Source organism: Ruegeria sp. HKCCD6647-2 (assembly GCF_057221075.1).
Genome location: NZ_JBWVBD010000001.1, coordinates 1,121,129 through 1,138,178 on the forward strand (window position 1 = coordinate 1,121,129; position 17,050 = coordinate 1,138,178).

Sequence of the window (17,050 nt, forward strand, 5' to 3'; positions counted from 1 at the left end):
ATGCTTTGCGCGCGGGTTAGTCGATTGTTGGACATGTTGCAACGGTCAGGCTTGACGCGGGCCCTGATCGTGATACGCAAGGCGCTCAGGCGGGCCTGTAGCTCAATTGGTTAGAGCAGAGCGCTCATAACGCTTTGGTTGGGGGTTCGAGTCCCTCCGGGCCTACCAAATACCGCCTTGCGGCCCCAAATTTCTGTGAAAAGGTGTCCCGCAAACACACCCGTGAACGGCCTATCATCTGACGTAGGCCCATCCAGCCAGGCGCTTATCTCTGTAAATAGCCCCGGGATTCGCCGATTGCTCGGCTTGTTATTTCTCGCACAAGCTTCAGCCGCTCACGTACACACCGCTTTTGGGCCGGTAGAATATTTTCTGATCGTGAAGCCGCCCCAGCAGGTCTTGAATGCGATGAAGGGATTCCTCTTTTTCAGAGTTGTTTTCCTCGTCTTCGTTGGCCAACTCATGAGACAGTGATGTCATAGCACGCCGCAAAGAAGATTCGATAAGGTCTATGTCGTCGACGGACAGTTCGAACATGTCGTTGTATTGGGGCATTCCGGGACCTCCTACATGCGCGCAGAGTTCCAGAGTGCCTTACCTTGGGACGGTTTTCCAGTTCTACTAATTGGCGAAGAACTCTGACTTGAGGCATCTGACCGCCTGATGGTGTAGATTTCCGCAAAACGGTAACTGAAGGTGTCGCAACATACCGCGTACCGTAATTCACACGCTTATTGTCGGTGAATAGCTACAACGTCGAATAAGGCGAACACTGAGGCGGCGCTGAACATCACTACTTTCGCAACTCATCTTCGTCCTGAAAGAAATCAGTGCCTGACAAGAGCAGCATGATGACTTTTGTCTTTCCGAAAACCCTATGGAAAAGTCTGAAACTGCACCCAGATTGTGATCTGAACCGGGTTAGCAGATGTGTCGATTGTACCCTTATATGAGGTTTGCTAACGTCACCCTGCGCTGGGGAGGGCGCGCACGCCTACATGTTGGAGTATTCACATAACGTCTGGCTGGTGGCGGCGTCTTTGGCCGTGGCTTTGATGGCCGGATTCACAGGACTCTATCTGACACACGGCGCGTCGAAACTGGATGATCAGAGACGTAAGTTTTTCGTAGCCCTGGCTGCGATCATCCTCGGCGGCGGCATCTGGTCCATGCATTTTGTGGCCATGCTGGGGCTCCAATTGCCGATCCTGTTTTATTATGACGCCCTGATCACGCTGATTTCAGCGCTTGTTGCGATCCTGATGGTCGGTCTGGCGTTGCTGTTGCTTCATTTCCGCCCCCGGACAATGCGAACGATCGTTGGCGCCGGTGTGATCGTGGGGCTGGGTATCGTGGTGATGCATTATGTCGGTATGGCCGGGATGGAGCTGTGTCGACCCGTCTACAACGTATGGGACGTTGCCATTTCGACGCTGGCTTCGGTGGTACTGTCCGTGCTGGCGATCTGGGCCGCGTATGACAACCGTACGCAACGCAATATCCTGTTGGGCACCGTGTGCTTTGGCCTGGCAGTTTTTACCATGCATTTCGTTGCTACGGGCCTGACTGATTTTGTCGCTACGGACAGCGCCGGGGGCGCTGGTCCAGCCCTGAACAATCAAGTGCTGGCAATGGGGGTCACGGTGGCGGTATTCCTGATTTGCGGCGCGTTTTTACTGACCGGTATTTCCTTTATCGAGTCCGAGCCTGCCGCTGCTCCTGCCGACCTTCCCTCTCCGGAACCAATTGTCACCCTTCGTGCTGGGGTTCCATACGAGCGTGAGGGCCAGACGTTTTTTGCAGGACCCTCCAAAATCGCTGCCATCCGGGCCGAAGGGCACTACACAGTCCTCTACATGGACAATGAGAAACTGTTTTGTCCCTGGTCCATCACCGAAGCTGAAACGCGTTTGAAACCGGACGGTTTCTTGCGGTCACATCGAAGCTATCTGGTGAACCCCAAGCATGTCTCCAGCTTCGAGCGGCATAAGGACAACGGCACCTGTTATTTCGATGATGTCGATGCTTTGACCAAAGTACCTGTCAGCCGATCCCGCCTGAATGACATCCGCGAGGCTCTGGGCCTGTAATCGCAGCTCGTGCAGCCCATTCGCATTTCGTGAAACAAGCTGCGCGCCCCGTTCCCGGCGGCTGGATCAGGTAATCCCACCGTTCATTCTTAGCCTCAGGTCCTCAAGGCAAATCGCTCGGACCCAGGGAGGAAGAACATGATACCAGCCGGTTTTGAGTATCACCGGCCAGGCGATATCGCCTCGGCCATTGGGATTCTACAAGAACATGGAGACGAAGCGCGTGTGATTGCGGGCGGGCACAGCCTGATCCCGATGATGAAGCTGCGCATGGCCGAAATGGGCCATCTGGTCGATCTTCAGGCCATTGATGAGTTGAAGGGCATCGAGATCGGCTCCGATACCGTCACCTTGGGCGCGATGGTCACACAGCACGAGTTGATCGCGCATGAGGGGCTGGCTGCCGCCATTCCCTTGATCCGCGAGGCTGCGTTGCAGATCGCAGACCCGCAGGTTCGCTATATGGGCACCGTCGGCGGCAATGTCGCCAATGGGGACCCCGGAAATGACATGCCGGGCTTGATGCAGTGCCTCGACGCGACGTTTGAGCTGTCCGGTCCGGACGGGTCGCGCAGCGTGGCGGCGCGGGATTTCTACGAGGCCGCCTATTTCACCGCGCGCGAGGATGAGGAAATCCTGACCCGCATTTCGATTCCGGTGCCGGGTGCGGGTGTCGGACAGGCGTACGAGAAGCAGAAACGCAAAATCGGCGACTACGCGACTGCTGCCGCCGCAGTGATGGTTGGCAATGGCTCGGCTTCGGTGGCAATGACCAACCTGTCGGACACGCCCGTCTGGTCAGAAACCGCCAGCTCTGCGCTGGCTGGTGGAGACATCGATGGCTGCGTCGCCGCAATGCTCAGTGCCATCGACCCGGTTGCCGACAACCGCGGCCCCGTCGAATTCAAGAAACACGTGGCCGCTGTGATACTGCGCCGCGCCATCGAACGCGCTCAAAGCCGAGCTGGCTGAGGGGAGGATTATTCATGTCGAAAATGCACGTCAAACTCACCGTTAATGGCAAGCAAGTCGAAGGATTGGCTGAGCCGCGCACGTTGCTGATCCACTTCCTGCGGGAAGATCTGAAAATAACTGGCCCTCATATCGGCTGCGAGACCAGCCATTGCGGCGCTTGCACCGTGGATGTCGACGGCAAGTCCGTCAAATCCTGCACCACCTTCGTGGCCCAGGTGAATGGGGCGGATATCACCACTGTCGAAGGCCTGACCAATGACGATGGCAGCCTTGGTGTTCTGCAAGAGATGTTCCGCGAACATCACGGGCTGCAATGCGGTTTCTGCACGCCGGGCATGATCACCCGCGCGCACCGTCTGTTGCAGGAAAATCCGAACCCGACCGAGGAAGAAATCCGATTTGGCATGGCCGGCAACCTCTGCCGCTGCACCGGATACCAGAACATCGTCAAGGCGATCTCGGCCTCTGCCGACATGCTGAACGCTCAGAAGGAGGCCGCGGAATGAACGATCAAACCATGACCCCCGAAGAACGCGCCGCCAACCTCAAAGGAATGGGCTGCGCCCGCAAACGCGTCGAGGACGTGCGCTTCACCCAAGGCAAGGGCAACTATGTCGACGACATCAAACTTGACGGGATGCTGTTCGGCGCATTCGTCCGCTCGCCCTATGCCCATGCCCGTGTCGTCAGTGTGAACAAAGAGGCTGCGCAGGCCGTTCCCGGTGTTGTTGCTGTGTTGACGGCCGAAGATCTGGCGCCGCTGGGTTTGCATTGGATGCCGACGCTGGCTGGCGACAAGCAGATGGTGCTGGCAGATGGCAAGGTTCTGTTCCAGGGCCAGGAAGTCGCCTATGTCGTAGCCGAAAACCGCTACATCGCGGCGGATGCGGCAGAGCTGGTTGAAGTTGAGTACGAAGAGCTCCCCGTCCTGACCGACCCGTTCGAGGCGCTGAAGTCGGACGTCGTTCTGCGCGAAGACCTTGCGGGTCAGACCGAGGGTGCGCACGGGCCGCGCAAGCATCACAACCACATCTTCACCTGGGAACAGGGCGACAAAGACGCGACCGAAGCTGTTCTGGGCGAGGCCGATGTCGTGGCCGAAGAGATGGTCTATTACCACCGGACCCACCCATGCCCGCTGGAGACATGCGGCTGCGTTGCCTCGATGGATAAGGTGACCGGCAAGCTGACGCTCTATGGCACGTTCCAGGCCCCACATGCGATCCGTACGGTCGTTTCACTGATCTCTGGCCTAGCCGAGCACAATATCCGGGTGATCAGCCCTGATATCGGTGGTGGCTTTGGCAACAAGGTTGGCGCCTATGCGGGTTACGTCTGCTCGGTTGTCGCGTCCATTGTCACCGGCCGACCGGTGAAATGGGTCGAGAACCGGATGGAAAACCTGATGTCCACAGCCTTTGCCCGCGATTACTGGATGCAGGGCAAGATCGCTGCGACCAAGGATGGCAAGATCACCGGCCTGTGGTGCCATACCACGGCGGATCACGGTGGGTTCGATGCCTGTGCCGATCCGACCAAGTTCCCGGCCGGTTTCATGAACATCTGCACCGGGTCCTATGACATTCCAACTGCCTATCTGGCAGTGGACGGGGTCTATACCAACAAGGCACCGGGCGGTGTCGCCTATCGCTGCTCGTTCCGGGTGACCGAGGCTGCCTATTTCATCGAACGGATGATCGAGGTTCTGGCCATCAAGCTGAACATGGACGCGGCCGAGCTGCGGCGGATCAACTTTATCAAGGCCGATCAGTTCCCGTATCAGTCCGCGCTGGGCTGGGAATATGACTCGGGGGACTATCACACGGCTTGGGACAAAGCCCTGAAGGCTGTCGACTACAAAGGTCTGCGGGCCGAACAAGCACAGCGGGTCGAGGATTTCAAGGCTGGAAAAACCCGCAAGCTTCTGGGGATAGGCCTGACGCATTTCACCGAAATCGTCGGCGCAGGCCCGGTCAAGAATTGCGATATCCTTGGGCTTGGTATGTTCGATAGCTGCGAAATCCGTATTCATCCGACCGGCTCTGCCATCGCGCGGCTGGGGACAATCAGTCAGGGTCAGGGCCACGCAACGACCTTTGCCCAGATCATCGCAAGTGAGATCGGCTTGCCTGCGGACGATATCACGCTGGAGGAAGGTGACACCGACACCGCGCCTTATGGGCTTGGGACCTATGGGTCTCGGTCGACACCTGTGGCCGGTGCGGCAACGGCAATGGCTGCGCGCAAAATCCGCGCCAAGGCGCAGATGATCGCGGCCTATCTGCTGGAGGTCCACGACGACGATGTCGAATGGGACGTGGACCGGTTCTCAGTCAAAGGTGCGCCTGAGCGGTTCAAGACGATGAAGGAAATCGCCTTCGCCGCCTATAATCAGGCGATCCCAGGGCTGGAGCCCGGTCTGGAGGCCGTCAGTTACTATGACCCGCCGAACATGACCTATCCGTTCGGAGCCTATATCTGCGTCATGGAGATCGATGTGGATACCGGCGAATGGGACGTCCGGCAGTTCTATGCGCTGGATGATTGCGGCACCCGGATCAACCCCATGATCATCGAAGGCCAGGTCCATGGTGGCGTGACCGAGGCACTGGCCATCGCGATGGGTCAGGAAATCGCCTATGATGAGATGGGTAACGTAAAAACCGCCACGCTGATGGATTTCTTCCTGCCGACGGCTTGGGAGACGCCCAACTACACCACCGATCACACGGTGACGCCGTCTCCGCACCACCCGATAGGTGCCAAAGGAGTGGGCGAGAGCCCGAATGTCGGTGGCGTCCCTGCGTTCTCGAACGCGGTGCATGATGCGTTCAGGCCCTTCGGTTTGGTCCAGAGCCATATGCCGCATGACCACTGGCGCATCTGGAAGATCGCCAACGGTCTGGGAATGCATGGCTAAAAGGAAAAGCCGCCGCGTTGAACCCCTTCGCGGCGGCAATCCGGGAGAATGGCATGAGCTTGCATGAGATACAGCAGGGCCTCGCACAGGTGGGCTATGTCGCCGACGATCGATTGGCGATGGCGCTGCATCTGGCGCAGACACTTGGCCGACCGCTGCTGTTGGAAGGCCCGGCTGGCGTCGGCAAAACCGAAGTCGCCAAGGCGTTGGCAGCCCAACGCACCGCGCGCTTGATCCGGTTGCAGTGTTACGAAGGGCTGGATGCCAGCCATGCCATCTATGAATGGAATTACCAGCGCCAGATTCTGGCCATTCGTGCCAGCGAGGCGCAGGGCGGCACCAGCGAGGCGCAGTTGTTCACCGACGACTACTTGCTGAAGCGGCCCTTGCTGGAAGCGATCAGCGAGGACGAACCGCCGGTTTTGTTGATTGATGAGATCGACCGGGCGGACGAAGAATTCGAGGCCTACCTGCTTGAAATACTTTCAGACTTTCAGATCACCATCCCCGAACTCGGTACAATCAAGGCGCGCTCGCGGCCTGTCGTGATCCTGACGGCCAACGGCACCCGGGATCTGTCCGACGCACTGCGCCGCCGCTGCCTCTATAGCTTCCTCAACTACCCGTCCCGCGAAACTGAAATCGCCATTCTGCATGCCCGAATGCCCCAGATCGAAGGTCAACTGGCCCGGCAAATCGTCGGTGTTGTGCAGGCATTGCGCAAAGAAGATCTGGAGAAGACCCCCGGCATTGCCGAGATGCTGGATTGGGCGGCTGCTTTGTCCGGCCTTGGCGTTAATGACCTGGCCAAATCCCGGAGTGAGGTTCAGGCCACATTGGTTTGCCTGCTCAAAACCGCCGCGGACTACGATGCTGCCCCGCCAGAGGTCATGGACCGGCTCATCGGAAAGGTTGCGTGATGCAGGTCACCCAGTTTCCATCTCGCGCGCAAGGATTGGCGGATCGCATGTCCGGGTTCATCGCGCATCTGCGAATGAATGGGTTGCGTGTCGGTCCGAAGGAAGCCGGAGATGCGCTTGCGGCCTTGTCGGCCGTCGAAGCGACCGATGTCGATCAGGCACGGCAAGCCTTGTGCGTGTTGCTGTCCGGCGACGCCGATGATTGGCGTCGCTTTAATGACCTCTTTGACTCCTATTGGTTTAACGCTGGAAAGCAAAGAACCGGAATGGCACGAGACACGCATGTGCGGGTGCAATCCGCCAAACCCATGATTTGGCAAGAGACAAGTCGGAAGGAAGACGAACACGAACCCAAGGCAGATCACGCCACAACTCCGGCGGAAGGCAACGCAGAGGCCGAAGGGATAGACGGCAAACTTGTTGCAACCCGCGTGGACAACCAGTCGCGCCGGGATCTGCGCGAGTTGATGGACGAGGAGTCGCTGAAACAAGCCGAAGCTGCGGCAACGGCACTCGCGCGGGCAATCCGGGATCGGCGGTCGCGTCGTAGAAAACAGGCCCTCAGGGGTCCGTCCCTAGATATGCGTCGGATTCAGCGCGCCAGTCTGGCGCGCGGCGGTGAACCCATCGACCTGTTCCGGCGAGCCCGACCACTCCGACCCATGCGGATTGTCGCCTTGTGCGACGTCAGCGGGTCGATGACCGTTTATTCAAGGGTTTTTCTGGCCTTTCTAAAGGGCTTGGTCGGCAGCGGAACCGAAGCGGACGCATATCTGTTTCACACAAGGCTGATGCGGGTGACCGACGCGTTGCGCGACCACGACACACTGCGCGCTGCGGGACGATTGTCTTTGATGGCTGAAGGCTTTGGCGGTGGCACCGATATCTCCGGCAGTCTTGAGACCTTCCTGACTGGCTATGGCGCACGCGCCCTGAATGGGCGGACGATCGTTCTGATCCTGTCGGACGGCTATTGCAGCTCTGATCCGCGCGACTTGGGCGACGTTCTGGCGCGCATCCGGCGCAAATCGCGGCGGATTGTCTGGCTGAACCCGTTGAAGGGCTGGAGAGATTACCAGCCCGTTGCAGCCGCCATGCAGGCGGCCGAGCCATATCTCGATGCGCATTTGCCGGCAAATACGCTCGACGCACTGGCAGCGCTGGAACCCGAGTTCCGGAAACTGTGAAAGGACACGGCCATGGCAGGTTTCGACATATTCGACACGATTGAGGAGTTGCGCCGCAAGGGCGACGCCTTTTGCGTGGCAACTGTCCTTCGCACCGCCGACGCGACTTCGGCCAAAGCAGGTGGCAAAGCAGCGATTACCCGCGACGGGCGGATATTGGGTCACCTGGGCGGTGCATGCGTGCAGCGCGCCGTCCGCACATCCGCGCTGGAGGCGCTTGCGAGCGGATCTCCGAAAATGATCCGCGTGAAACCTACAGAAAAGGTGGTGGCCATGACAGATCCGGATGGTGTTCGGACCTTCAAAAGCGGCTGCCCGTCGGGTGGCACGGTCGATCTGTTGGTCGAGCCATATCAGCACGCACCCCGCGTTGTAATTTTCGGCGATTCACCAATCGCTTTGGCCCTTGCGGACCACGCCGCACTTGCCGGGTTCCGGGTTTGCCTGCCGGAAGGTTCGGAAAGCTCAACAGATCACACCAGTTTCCGCTCAGACGATATAAATGCGCTTGGCGTCGAACCGCGCGATTTTGTCGTGGTTGCCTCTCAGGGAAAGGGTGACGGAGCGGCATTGAAGGCGGCGCTGGAAACGCCCGCAAATCGCGTGTCGATGGTCGCCAGCCGGCGCAAGGCTCAGGTCTTGTGTGACAAGCTTGAGGCGATGGGAATGGCCGCCGAACGAACAAATCGGCTCAAGTCACCCGCGGGCCTGAATATCCACGCAATTGATCCGCATGAAATCGCGCTGTCGATCCTGGCCGAGATCATCCTCTGGCGGAATTCAGACAAATCCGAGGAGACATCGCATGATGAAAAAATGGCGTGACGTGTTACGGGCATTGTGGCCTGCGCATCCCGAAATGACACCCGAAGAAGCGACCGAGGCCGCGCTTCGCGTTTTCCCAAGATGTTGTTGAGCAGAGGACACTCAGATGGAACTAAATGACGAAATCCGCATCGCCGCCCCGCGTGACGTCGTGTATCGCGCGTTGAATGATCCGGATGTCCTGAAAGAATGCATCCCCGGCTGTGAAGAACTGATACAGCATTCGCCCGAGCATCTTGAGGCCAAAGTTGTCTTGAAGATCGGTCCGGTCAAAGCACGCTTTAGTGGAGAGGTGACTTTGGACAAGTCCAAGGCCCCAGACGAGTTTTCTCTGTCGGGTGAAGGCAAAGGAGGTGCCGCCGGGTTTGCAAAGGGGGGTGCGGATGTCTCTCTGGTACCGGAAGGGGAAGAAACAACTCTGGCCTATACCGCGAAGGTCGAAGTCGGCGGAAAGATCGCGCAATTGGGTAGCCGGTTGATTGCCGGTACTGCAAAGAAACTCTCGGCCAAGTTTTTCGAGCGTTTTGGGGAAATCGTCGCCGAACAAACGGTTACCTGAAGGTTCATCGAAAGATCAAAGCCTAAGTATTCACCGTTTTCCGACCTGACCCGGCAACAATCCCCTTGAGGGATGTTCCGGGTCACGCCAGATTGATCCCAAATTTTTGCGGGGGTTCTTATGGGATGGAGTGAATATCTGGACGTGCATCAGACGCGTTTTGTCGATGAGCTTTGCGATTTCATCCGGATTCCATCCGTTTCGGCAAAACCCGAGAGTGCGGCAGATGTGCAGACCGCGGGCCAATGGGTAGTTGATCGCCTTAAGTCTGCAGGCATCGAAAACGCCAATATGTATCAGACGGCAGGTCATCCTGTCGTCTGCGCCGACTGGCTGCACGCCGGGCCCGACAAGCCTACAATCCTTGTTTACGGTCACTTCGACGTTCAGCCGGCAGAGCCCTTTGATCTTTGGACTTCACCACCGTTCGAACCGACGATACGCGGTGATCGGATTTACGGGCGCGGCGCGACCGATGACAAGGGCGCGATGCTGATCCCAATTCTGGCCGCAGAAGCATTGCTGGCGGAGACAGGCAATCTGCCCGTGAACGTGCGGTTTTTTTTCGAAGGGCAAGAGGAAATCGGCTCTCCTGATTTGCCACCGTTTATCGAAAAGAACCTCGATCGCCTTCAGGCAGACATGATTTTTTCCGCCGACGGATCACAATGGGACACCGAAACACCGCAGTTGGTTCTTGGATTGAAGGGGCTGACGTCGCTTGAAATCGAGGTGACCGGAGCGCGCGCCGACCTGCACTCTGGCATGCATGGGGGCGGTGTGGCCAATCCAGCTCAGGCCCTCGCCCATCTGCTTGCCAGCATGAAGGCACCGGAGGGGCGCATCACGATTGAGGGGTTTTATGACGATGTCGTCGAGCTTACCGCCGAAGACCGTGACGCAATTGCGCGGGTTCCGTGGGACGAAGCCGCCTATCTTGCACAGACCGGTGCACCTGCGACGCATGGCGAGCCGGGATACTCCACACGCGAAAATCTTTGGGCGCGCCCGACATTTGAAATCAACGGTTTGACCAGCGGCTGGCAGGGCCAGGGAACCAAGACTGTTCTACCTGCATCTGCGTCGGCGAAGATTACGTGTCGGTTGGTGGCCAACCAAAACCCGGAACGGATATTCGAGCTGATCGCTGCGCACGTCGACGCGCATTGCCCGCCCGGCGTCTCGGCCAGAGTCACCAGAAACCCCGGACGCGCCGATCCTTTCCTTGTACCGGCAGGCCACAATGCCACGGCCATCGCCGGTCAGGTTCTGGAAGAGGTTTATCGCAAGACCCCCTACAAGACCCGGGTCGGCGGCTCAATTCCCGTTATGTCCACGCTGCTTGATCAACTCGGGCTGCACGCCGTCATGTTCGCATTTGGACATGAGGACGAAAACCAGCACGCTCCGGACGAGTTCTTTCGCCTCCCGACATTCCGTTTGGGTCAGACGGCATATGTGCGGCTTATGCAGCGACTTGGCGATGAAACGGCCTGAACCCGCTTTTTCATCGCCCGATCACGATATCCGCACATAGACCACCCAGACGCTCGCTTTTACCCAGCCGCAATGTACCGCCATGCGCGCGCGCGATGTCGGCAACGATGGCAAGACCCAGACCGACTCCGCTGCCTTGATTCTGGTTTCGGGCAGGGTCAAGCCGGGTGAACGGCTTTACGGCTTCGGTTCGCTGCTCTAGCGGAATACCGGGGCCATCATCTTCGACCCGAATGCGCAAGGACTTTGGCGAGAGCGTCAGGCTCACTTCAGCGCGGGAGCCGTAGCGAACGGCGTTGCCGATCAGGTTTTCGACCGCGCGTCGCATCGACATTGGGCGCACCATCGCGGATCCCTCACCGTCGACCGACACAATTTCAACATCGTGACCGGCGCGTTGGGAATCCTGCACAATTCCCTGCAACCAAGATTTGGGTTCGACCTTTTCAGGCGCGCCTTCCGCGGCCCCTCGGGAAAACTCCAGAAACGCGTCCAGAAGCGACTGCATTTCGTCCACATCTTTCAGCATTTGCGCACCATCGTCTTCCGGCAGCAGCGACAATCCCAGTTTCAACCTCGTAAGCGGGGTGCGCAGATCATGGCTGACACCAGACAGCATCCGCGTACGTTGTTCTATCTGGCGCTCAATCCGCGCCCGCATATCCAGAAAAGCATTACCTGCCGCACGCACTTCGATTGCTCCGTTCGGCGTATAGGGCACCACCCTGCCCCGCCCGAAAGCCTGCGCCGCATCCGCAAGGCGGGTGATCGGGCGCAGCTGATTGCGCATGTAAAGGAATGAGATTGTTGTCATCAGGACGGCAAAGAACACCATCGTGACAATCAACTGGTGCGGCGCAGCGGGCGACAACCTCCTGCGATCAAAAACCAGCTCGAGGATTCCAAGGTCGGTGTCCAGATATACCCGGGCTTCTCTGCCGCTTGGCAGGGCGATTGTGACGATTTCAGGTATACGGTCGCTCAGATTTGCGGCAACTTGCGGCGCAATGAAGTCGTGCCAACGACGTGGGCCGGGCTCGGCTTCTTCGTTCGGTGGAAGGAACCGCGCCGTCATCCCCAGAACCGTGAGTTCGGATCGTAGAGCCGCCAGCGCCTCCTGCTGCGTTTCGGCGCCCTGAATGCCGTCCATTATAAGATCGACTTCGCGCGATGCCGTAAGCGTCATTTGCTGCGTCACTTCTTCGAGGTGCTTCTGCAAAAACGCGATGGATACAACCAGCAGCAGTACAATCACCGGCAGTACAAGGATCAAAGCAGCACGGGCATAAAGGCTGCGAGGCATATAGGGTTTGAGCCATTGCGACGACATGGGCTAAACCTAGCTGGCCACCTGGGTAAGAGGAAGAGGTCAGAATGCAATCCCCCGACAATTTCAACCCTTTACCCGGCATGGCAGAGGAACTTTCGCCCGGACTTCGTCGGATTCTCGCGCCGAATCCCTCGCCCATGACGTATCGCGGCACGAACACTTATCTACTGGGAACCCGAGATATCGCGGTGATCGACCCCGGCCCGATGATCGAGGCGCATCTGGACGCGATTCTGAACGCGTTGGAACCCGGTCAGAATATCAGCCACATACTTGTGACGCATTCGCACCTGGATCATTCTCCGCTCGCGGCACCGCTTTCAGCGCGCACAGGTGCGCCGATTTTGGCATATGGCGGCCCCATGGCCGGACGCAGCGCTGTCATGACCCGTCTTGCCCAACAGGGCCTCGCGGGTGGCGGTGAAGGAATCGACTCGGCATTTCGCCCGGATCAGGAAGTGGCGGACGGTCAGTTCATCAGGGGCGATGATTGGGAGCTTGAGGTCATCCACACGCCAGGTCATCTGGGCAATCATATTGCACTGGCCTGGGGTGATGCGTGTTTCACGGCAGATCATGTCATGGGGTGGGCCAGTTCACTGGTCTCCCCTCCCGATGGCGATCTGACGGATTTCATGGGTGCCTGCCATCGCCTGCGTGCGCGCAACTGGTCCGTGTTTCATCCCGGGCACGGCGCTCCGGTGACAGACCCTGCGGCTCGACTGGATTGGCTGATTGGGCACCGCCTGGAGCGTGAAGCGCAGATTTTGGCCGCTTTGGAGGATGGCCCGACAACGGTACAGGACCTGACCCGCCGAATTTATGTCGAGACTCCCAACGCGCTGCTGCCGGCCGCCGAACGAAACGTGTTTGCGCATCTCGTGGATCTGGTCGGTAAATCCCGCGTGGACCCGCTGCAGGAGCTGTCCGTATCAACACAATTCAGACGACTTAGCTGACCCGCGAAAATTTTTTCACCGCAAAGCGCTTCCCCTCTGGACGGCGAAAATCGGTGTTGTTATACGCGCCCTCAGTTCCGGCGTAGCTCAGCGGTAGAGCAGTTGACTGTTAATCAATTGGTCGTAGGTTCGATCCCTACCGCCGGAGCCAAATCCCCCCTTATGTTTGCACCTGAATCGCCTGCTTTGAGTATGCGGCGATTTCCGATTTTTTTCGCAAAAATCACTCTGCGCCCTCTGGACGCCCAGAAATCAGATTGCTATATCGCCCGAACCGTTCCGGCGTAGCTCAGCGGTAGAGCAGTTGACTGTTAATCAATTGGTCGTAGGTTCGATCCCTACCGCCGGAGCCATTCTTCTCAAAATATCACCCAGTCAGGGCTTCCCTGAATTCGTCACGCAGGGTGCGTTTCAGGATTTTTCCCGTGGCGTTGAGCGGAAGCGCATCCACAAACACCACCTTGTCCGGGACTTGCCATTTGGCGATCTTGCCGTCGAAAAATTCCAACAACTCCTGTTCGGTCGGATTCTCACCGTCTGCCTTGACTGCGACAAGCAAGGGACGTTCGTCCCATTTCGGATGGGGTACGCCTACTACCGCGGCGGTGGCCAGTTTCGGGTGGCCGACGGCGATGTTTTCCAACTCGACCGAGCTGATCCATTCGCCGCCTGATTTGATGATATCCTTGGATCTGTCGCGGATTGTCATATAGCCATCTGGGTCCAGTGTCGCGACGTCGCCGGTCGCGAACCAGCCATTCTGGAGAAGCGGCTGATCCTGAAGATGAAAATAACTGTCCAGCACCCAGTGACCACGCACCATCAGATCGCCCTGAGTCTCTCCGTCATGAGGCAGATCATTGCCGTCATCGTCCACGATCTTCAACTCGACCCCATAGGGCGGGCGTCCCTGGCTTTCGCGAAGCCTGTGCTGCTCTTCGAGCGGCAGGTTGAGATGTTTGGCCAGAGGATAATTGGTCGTCCCCAGCGGACTCATCTCGCTCATACCCCAGGCGTGTACGGTGTCGACGCCATAGGTTTCACGGAAGGTTTCAATCATCGACGGCGGACAGGCAGCGCCACCTATGACGGTGCGCTTGAGGCTGGCCAGTTGCGATCCGCTTTGCTCGGCATGAGTCAGAAGCCCCTGCCAGATCGTCGGGACACCCATTGCCAGCGTCACACCATAGGTGTCGATCAGATCAACCAGCGCTTCGCCATGCAAACCGGGCCCCGGAAGCACCATCCGCGACCCGGACATTGCGCAGGCGTAAGGAGAGCCCCAGGCGTTGACATGGAACATCGGCACAACAGGCATTACGACGTCCATGGCAGAATACCCGATGACATCCCGCGTATTCGACGCAAAACTGTGCAACACGGTCGAGCGGTGAGAATACAAAACACCCTTGGGATGTCCTGTCGTACCCGAGGTGTAACACAGGCCACTGGCCGTGTTTTCGTCGAGGTCAGGCCATTCGAAATCATCGTTGCCGGTTTCAATCAACTCGTCGTAGAATTTCAGATCGGCCACCTGTTCCGATGCCGCGTCGTCCCTGGAACCCATCAGCACATAATGCTGAACTTCGGTCAGGTGTTCCTGCAAAGCGGCAACCAGCGGAATAAAGGTCGCGTCAAAGAACAACACACGATCCTGCGCGTGGTTGATGATATAGATCAGCTGTTCCGGGAACAGGCGCGGGTTGATCGTGTGGCAGACAAACCCCGCACTGGACACAGCATAGTAGACCTCCAGATGACGTCGGTTGTTCCAGGCCAGGGTCCCGATCCGGTCTTGCGGCTGCAACCCCAATTTGCCAAACGCCGAGGCCAACCGCCGCGCGTTTTGCGCAATTCCGGCCCAGTTGGTCTCGGTTACCGAACCGTCGGTCTCGACCGAGATGATCTCGGTTCCCCCGTGATAGCGGTCAGCGTGATCAATCAGTGACGAAATCAGCAGCGGCTGCGTCATCATCTGTCCCAGCATGGACATCCTCCCATTGTCAGCGTCGTGCCGCTATGGCCGCGCTTCTTTTGACCTGTCTGCACTACGCCCGGACAAGACCGGGTGGATCAAACAAGGCCTTGATTGGCAGTAACCCTGCCAATCTTTCAATTGTCTGACAATAAAAGAATGCACGCTGCACCGGCGCATAATTCGTACCGAGGTGTTAATCAGCCCCGATGCCGCAGCGCATAATCGATCAGTGCGGCAGTTGACCCATCCTTGTCCGCCGCGCTGACATCCCCGTCGACGATCGGCCCAAGTGAGGTAGCCAGTTCCTTGCCCAGCTCAACACCCCATTGATCGAACGAGTTGATCCCCAACAGAATACCTTCGACGAAGACCCGGTGTTCGTACAGTGCGATAATCTGGCCCAGAACAAACGGTGTCAGCTTGGGGTAGATCAAAGTGGTCGAGGGTCTGTTGCCGGGGAACACCCGATGGCGGGACTGCCGTTCCAACTCTTCCCCATGCAACCCCTTGGCCGCCATGCGCTCGCGCGCCTCAGTCAGTGAACGGCCGCGCATCAGTGCCTCGGACTGGGCCAGACAGTTGGCCAGCAACAGGCGGTGGTGATGGACCAGTTCTGGTTCATGACCCTCAGCGGCGACCATGAACTCGCATGGGATCACATCAGTGCCCTGATGGATCAGCTGATAAAAGGCGTGCTGCCCGTTGGTGCCGGGCTCTCCCCAGACCACCGGACCCGAGGGCATGGTCAGCACGCTGCCGTCCATGACGACCGATTTGCCGTTCGATTCCATCTCCAATTGCTGGAAATAGGCAGGCAGGCGCAACAGGCGCTGGTCATAGGGCAGAACGGCACGACTGGTGTGGCCCAGCACCTGGCGGTGCCAGATGCCAACCAAAGCCAGCATCACCGGCATGTTCTCAATCCATTCAGCGGAGCGGAAATGCAGGTCCATCGCCTGCCCACCGCGCAGGAACGCATCAAAGGCATTCGAGCCGACGGCGATCATCACCGGCAAACCTACGGGTCCCCAAATGGAATATCTCCCGCCAACCCAATCGGCGAAACCAAAAACCCGGTCCTCGGGAATGTCAAAGGCCGCTGTCTTGTCCAATGCGCTGGAAACGGCTGCGAACTGGTGCGCCGGATCGCCGCCACCATCGATGATCCACGCACGAGCGGTGCGCGCGTTGGTCATGGTTTCGATCGTTGTAAAGGTCTTGGAGGCCACAATGATCAGCGTGCGAGTCGGATCAAGTTCGCGCAACGTGTCGGCGATATGAGCGCCGTCCACGTTCGAAACGTAGTGCAACCTCGGACCGTCGTGATAGGGCGCAAGCGCATGGGTCGCCATCACCGGACCAAGATCGGACCCCCCGATTCCGATATTCACCACATCGGTGAAACTGCCACCGGGGGCCTGGATAGCCCCGCCACGCACTTCCTCGGCAAAGACGCGCATCCGTTGCAACGTGTCCAGAACGCCGGGCATGACGTCCTCACCGTCGACTTCGACCGAGCCACCGTCGAGATTGCGCAAGGCAGTGTGCAAAACCGCCCGGCCCTCGGTCTCGTTGATTTTCTGCCCGGAAAACATCGCGTCGCGTCGAGAGGCAAGGCCGGCCTCATCACACAGACGGATCAGCTCCTTGCGGATATCCTTGTCGATCCTCGTTTTCGAGTAATCAAACAGCAAATCGCCTGTCGAGGCAGAAAAGGTGCCAGCCCTCTCAGAATCAGCATTGAAAATATCCACAATGCGGGTGTCGGCGTTCTGGGCGGCGAGGGACTTCAGGCTTTCAATCTGCATAT

14 protein-coding genes and 3 tRNA genes are annotated in these 17,050 nt (G+C 58.4%); 13 read left to right on the forward strand and 4 right to left on the reverse strand.

What is annotated here, in order from left to right; genetic code table 11:
* The first annotated feature begins 91 nt into the window (after positions 1-91).
* A tRNA-Ile gene (locus tag AC2TDJ_RS05465) sits at positions 92-168 on the forward strand.
* A gap of 159 nt (positions 169-327) precedes the next feature.
* Here the strand turns inward: AC2TDJ_RS05465 and AC2TDJ_RS05470 are convergent.
* Positions 328-555: a hypothetical protein gene (locus AC2TDJ_RS05470; RefSeq protein ID WP_480839972.1), complete on the reverse strand. Its 228-nt coding sequence runs from the start codon at positions 553-555 to the stop codon at positions 328-330.
* A 443-nt stretch (positions 556-998) separates the two neighbouring features.
* Between AC2TDJ_RS05470 and AC2TDJ_RS05475 the strand changes: the two genes are divergently transcribed.
* From AC2TDJ_RS05475 to AC2TDJ_RS05515, 9 genes are all read left to right on the forward strand, one after another.
* Positions 999-2,090 carry an MHYT domain-containing protein gene (locus AC2TDJ_RS05475; RefSeq protein WP_480839974.1) on the forward strand — a complete coding sequence of 364 codons (1,092 nt, stop codon included), beginning with the start codon at positions 999-1,001 and terminating at the stop codon, positions 2,088-2,090.
* Between the two features lie 138 nt (positions 2,091-2,228).
* A complete protein-coding gene (locus AC2TDJ_RS05480) occupies positions 2,229-3,062 on the forward strand; it encodes an FAD binding domain-containing protein (RefSeq protein WP_480839976.1) in 834 nt (277 codons plus the stop codon).
* Between the two features lie 14 nt (positions 3,063-3,076).
* The gene (locus AC2TDJ_RS05485) at positions 3,077-3,571 is read left to right on the forward strand and encodes a (2Fe-2S)-binding protein (protein WP_480812100.1); all 495 of its coding nucleotides are present in this window, start codon (positions 3,077-3,079) and stop codon (positions 3,569-3,571) included.
* A complete protein-coding gene (locus tag AC2TDJ_RS05490; RefSeq protein WP_480839978.1) occupies positions 3,568-5,985 on the forward strand; it encodes an aerobic carbon-monoxide dehydrogenase large subunit in 2,418 nt (805 codons plus the stop codon). The genes AC2TDJ_RS05485 and AC2TDJ_RS05490 overlap by 4 nt, the downstream gene beginning before the upstream one ends.
* 53 nt (positions 5,986-6,038) lie before the next feature.
* Complete coding sequence (locus AC2TDJ_RS05495; RefSeq protein WP_480839980.1) at positions 6,039-6,905, forward strand: AAA family ATPase; 867 nt, start codon at positions 6,039-6,041, stop codon at positions 6,903-6,905.
* On the forward strand, positions 6,905-8,092 hold the full coding sequence (locus tag AC2TDJ_RS05500) for a vWA domain-containing protein (RefSeq protein WP_480840244.1): 1,188 nt from the start codon (positions 6,905-6,907) through the stop codon (positions 8,090-8,092). Before AC2TDJ_RS05495 ends, AC2TDJ_RS05500 begins: the two co-directional genes overlap by 1 nt.
* 12 nt (positions 8,093-8,104) lie before the next feature.
* The gene (locus AC2TDJ_RS05505; protein WP_480839981.1) at positions 8,105-8,917 is read left to right on the forward strand and encodes an XdhC family protein; all 813 of its coding nucleotides are present in this window, start codon (positions 8,105-8,107) and stop codon (positions 8,915-8,917) included.
* A 106-nt stretch (positions 8,918-9,023) separates the two neighbouring features.
* The gene (locus AC2TDJ_RS05510) at positions 9,024-9,476 is read left to right on the forward strand and encodes an SRPBCC family protein (protein ID WP_480839983.1); all 453 of its coding nucleotides are present in this window, start codon (positions 9,024-9,026) and stop codon (positions 9,474-9,476) included.
* 120 nt (positions 9,477-9,596) lie between these two features.
* Positions 9,597-10,973, forward strand: a complete 1,377-nt coding sequence (locus AC2TDJ_RS05515) for a dipeptidase (RefSeq protein ID WP_480839985.1) — start codon at positions 9,597-9,599, stop codon at positions 10,971-10,973.
* 10 nt (positions 10,974-10,983) lie between these two features.
* Here the strand turns inward: AC2TDJ_RS05515 and AC2TDJ_RS05520 are convergent, their stop codons facing one another.
* Positions 10,984-12,303: an ATP-binding protein gene (locus AC2TDJ_RS05520; RefSeq protein ID WP_480839987.1), complete on the reverse strand. Its 1,320-nt coding sequence runs from the start codon at positions 12,301-12,303 to the stop codon at positions 10,984-10,986.
* A 44-nt stretch (positions 12,304-12,347) separates the two neighbouring features.
* Here AC2TDJ_RS05520 and AC2TDJ_RS05525 point away from each other — a divergent pair, with 44 nt between their 5' ends.
* The 3 genes from AC2TDJ_RS05525 to AC2TDJ_RS05535 all read left to right on the forward strand — a co-directional run bounded on the left by AC2TDJ_RS05525 (position 12,348) and on the right by AC2TDJ_RS05535 (position 13,615).
* On the forward strand, positions 12,348-13,262 hold the full coding sequence (locus AC2TDJ_RS05525; RefSeq protein ID WP_480839989.1) for an MBL fold metallo-hydrolase: 915 nt from the start codon (positions 12,348-12,350) through the stop codon (positions 13,260-13,262).
* Between the two features lie 76 nt (positions 13,263-13,338).
* Positions 13,339-13,413 (forward strand) — tRNA-Asn (locus AC2TDJ_RS05530).
* A gap of 127 nt (positions 13,414-13,540) precedes the next feature.
* A tRNA-Asn gene (locus AC2TDJ_RS05535) sits at positions 13,541-13,615 on the forward strand.
* A gap of 14 nt (positions 13,616-13,629) precedes the next feature.
* Here the strand turns inward: AC2TDJ_RS05535 and AC2TDJ_RS05540 are convergent.
* Both AC2TDJ_RS05540 and pgi read right to left on the reverse strand, forming a co-directional pair.
* Complete coding sequence (locus tag AC2TDJ_RS05540) at positions 13,630-15,249, reverse strand: long-chain-fatty-acid--CoA ligase (protein WP_480839990.1); 1,620 nt, start codon at positions 15,247-15,249, stop codon at positions 13,630-13,632.
* Positions 15,250-15,437: 188 nt separating this feature from the next.
* Positions 15,438-17,048, reverse strand: a complete 1,611-nt coding sequence (gene pgi, locus AC2TDJ_RS05545; protein ID WP_480839992.1) for a glucose-6-phosphate isomerase — start codon at positions 17,046-17,048, stop codon at positions 15,438-15,440.
* Between the last annotated feature and the right edge of the window lie 2 nt (positions 17,049-17,050).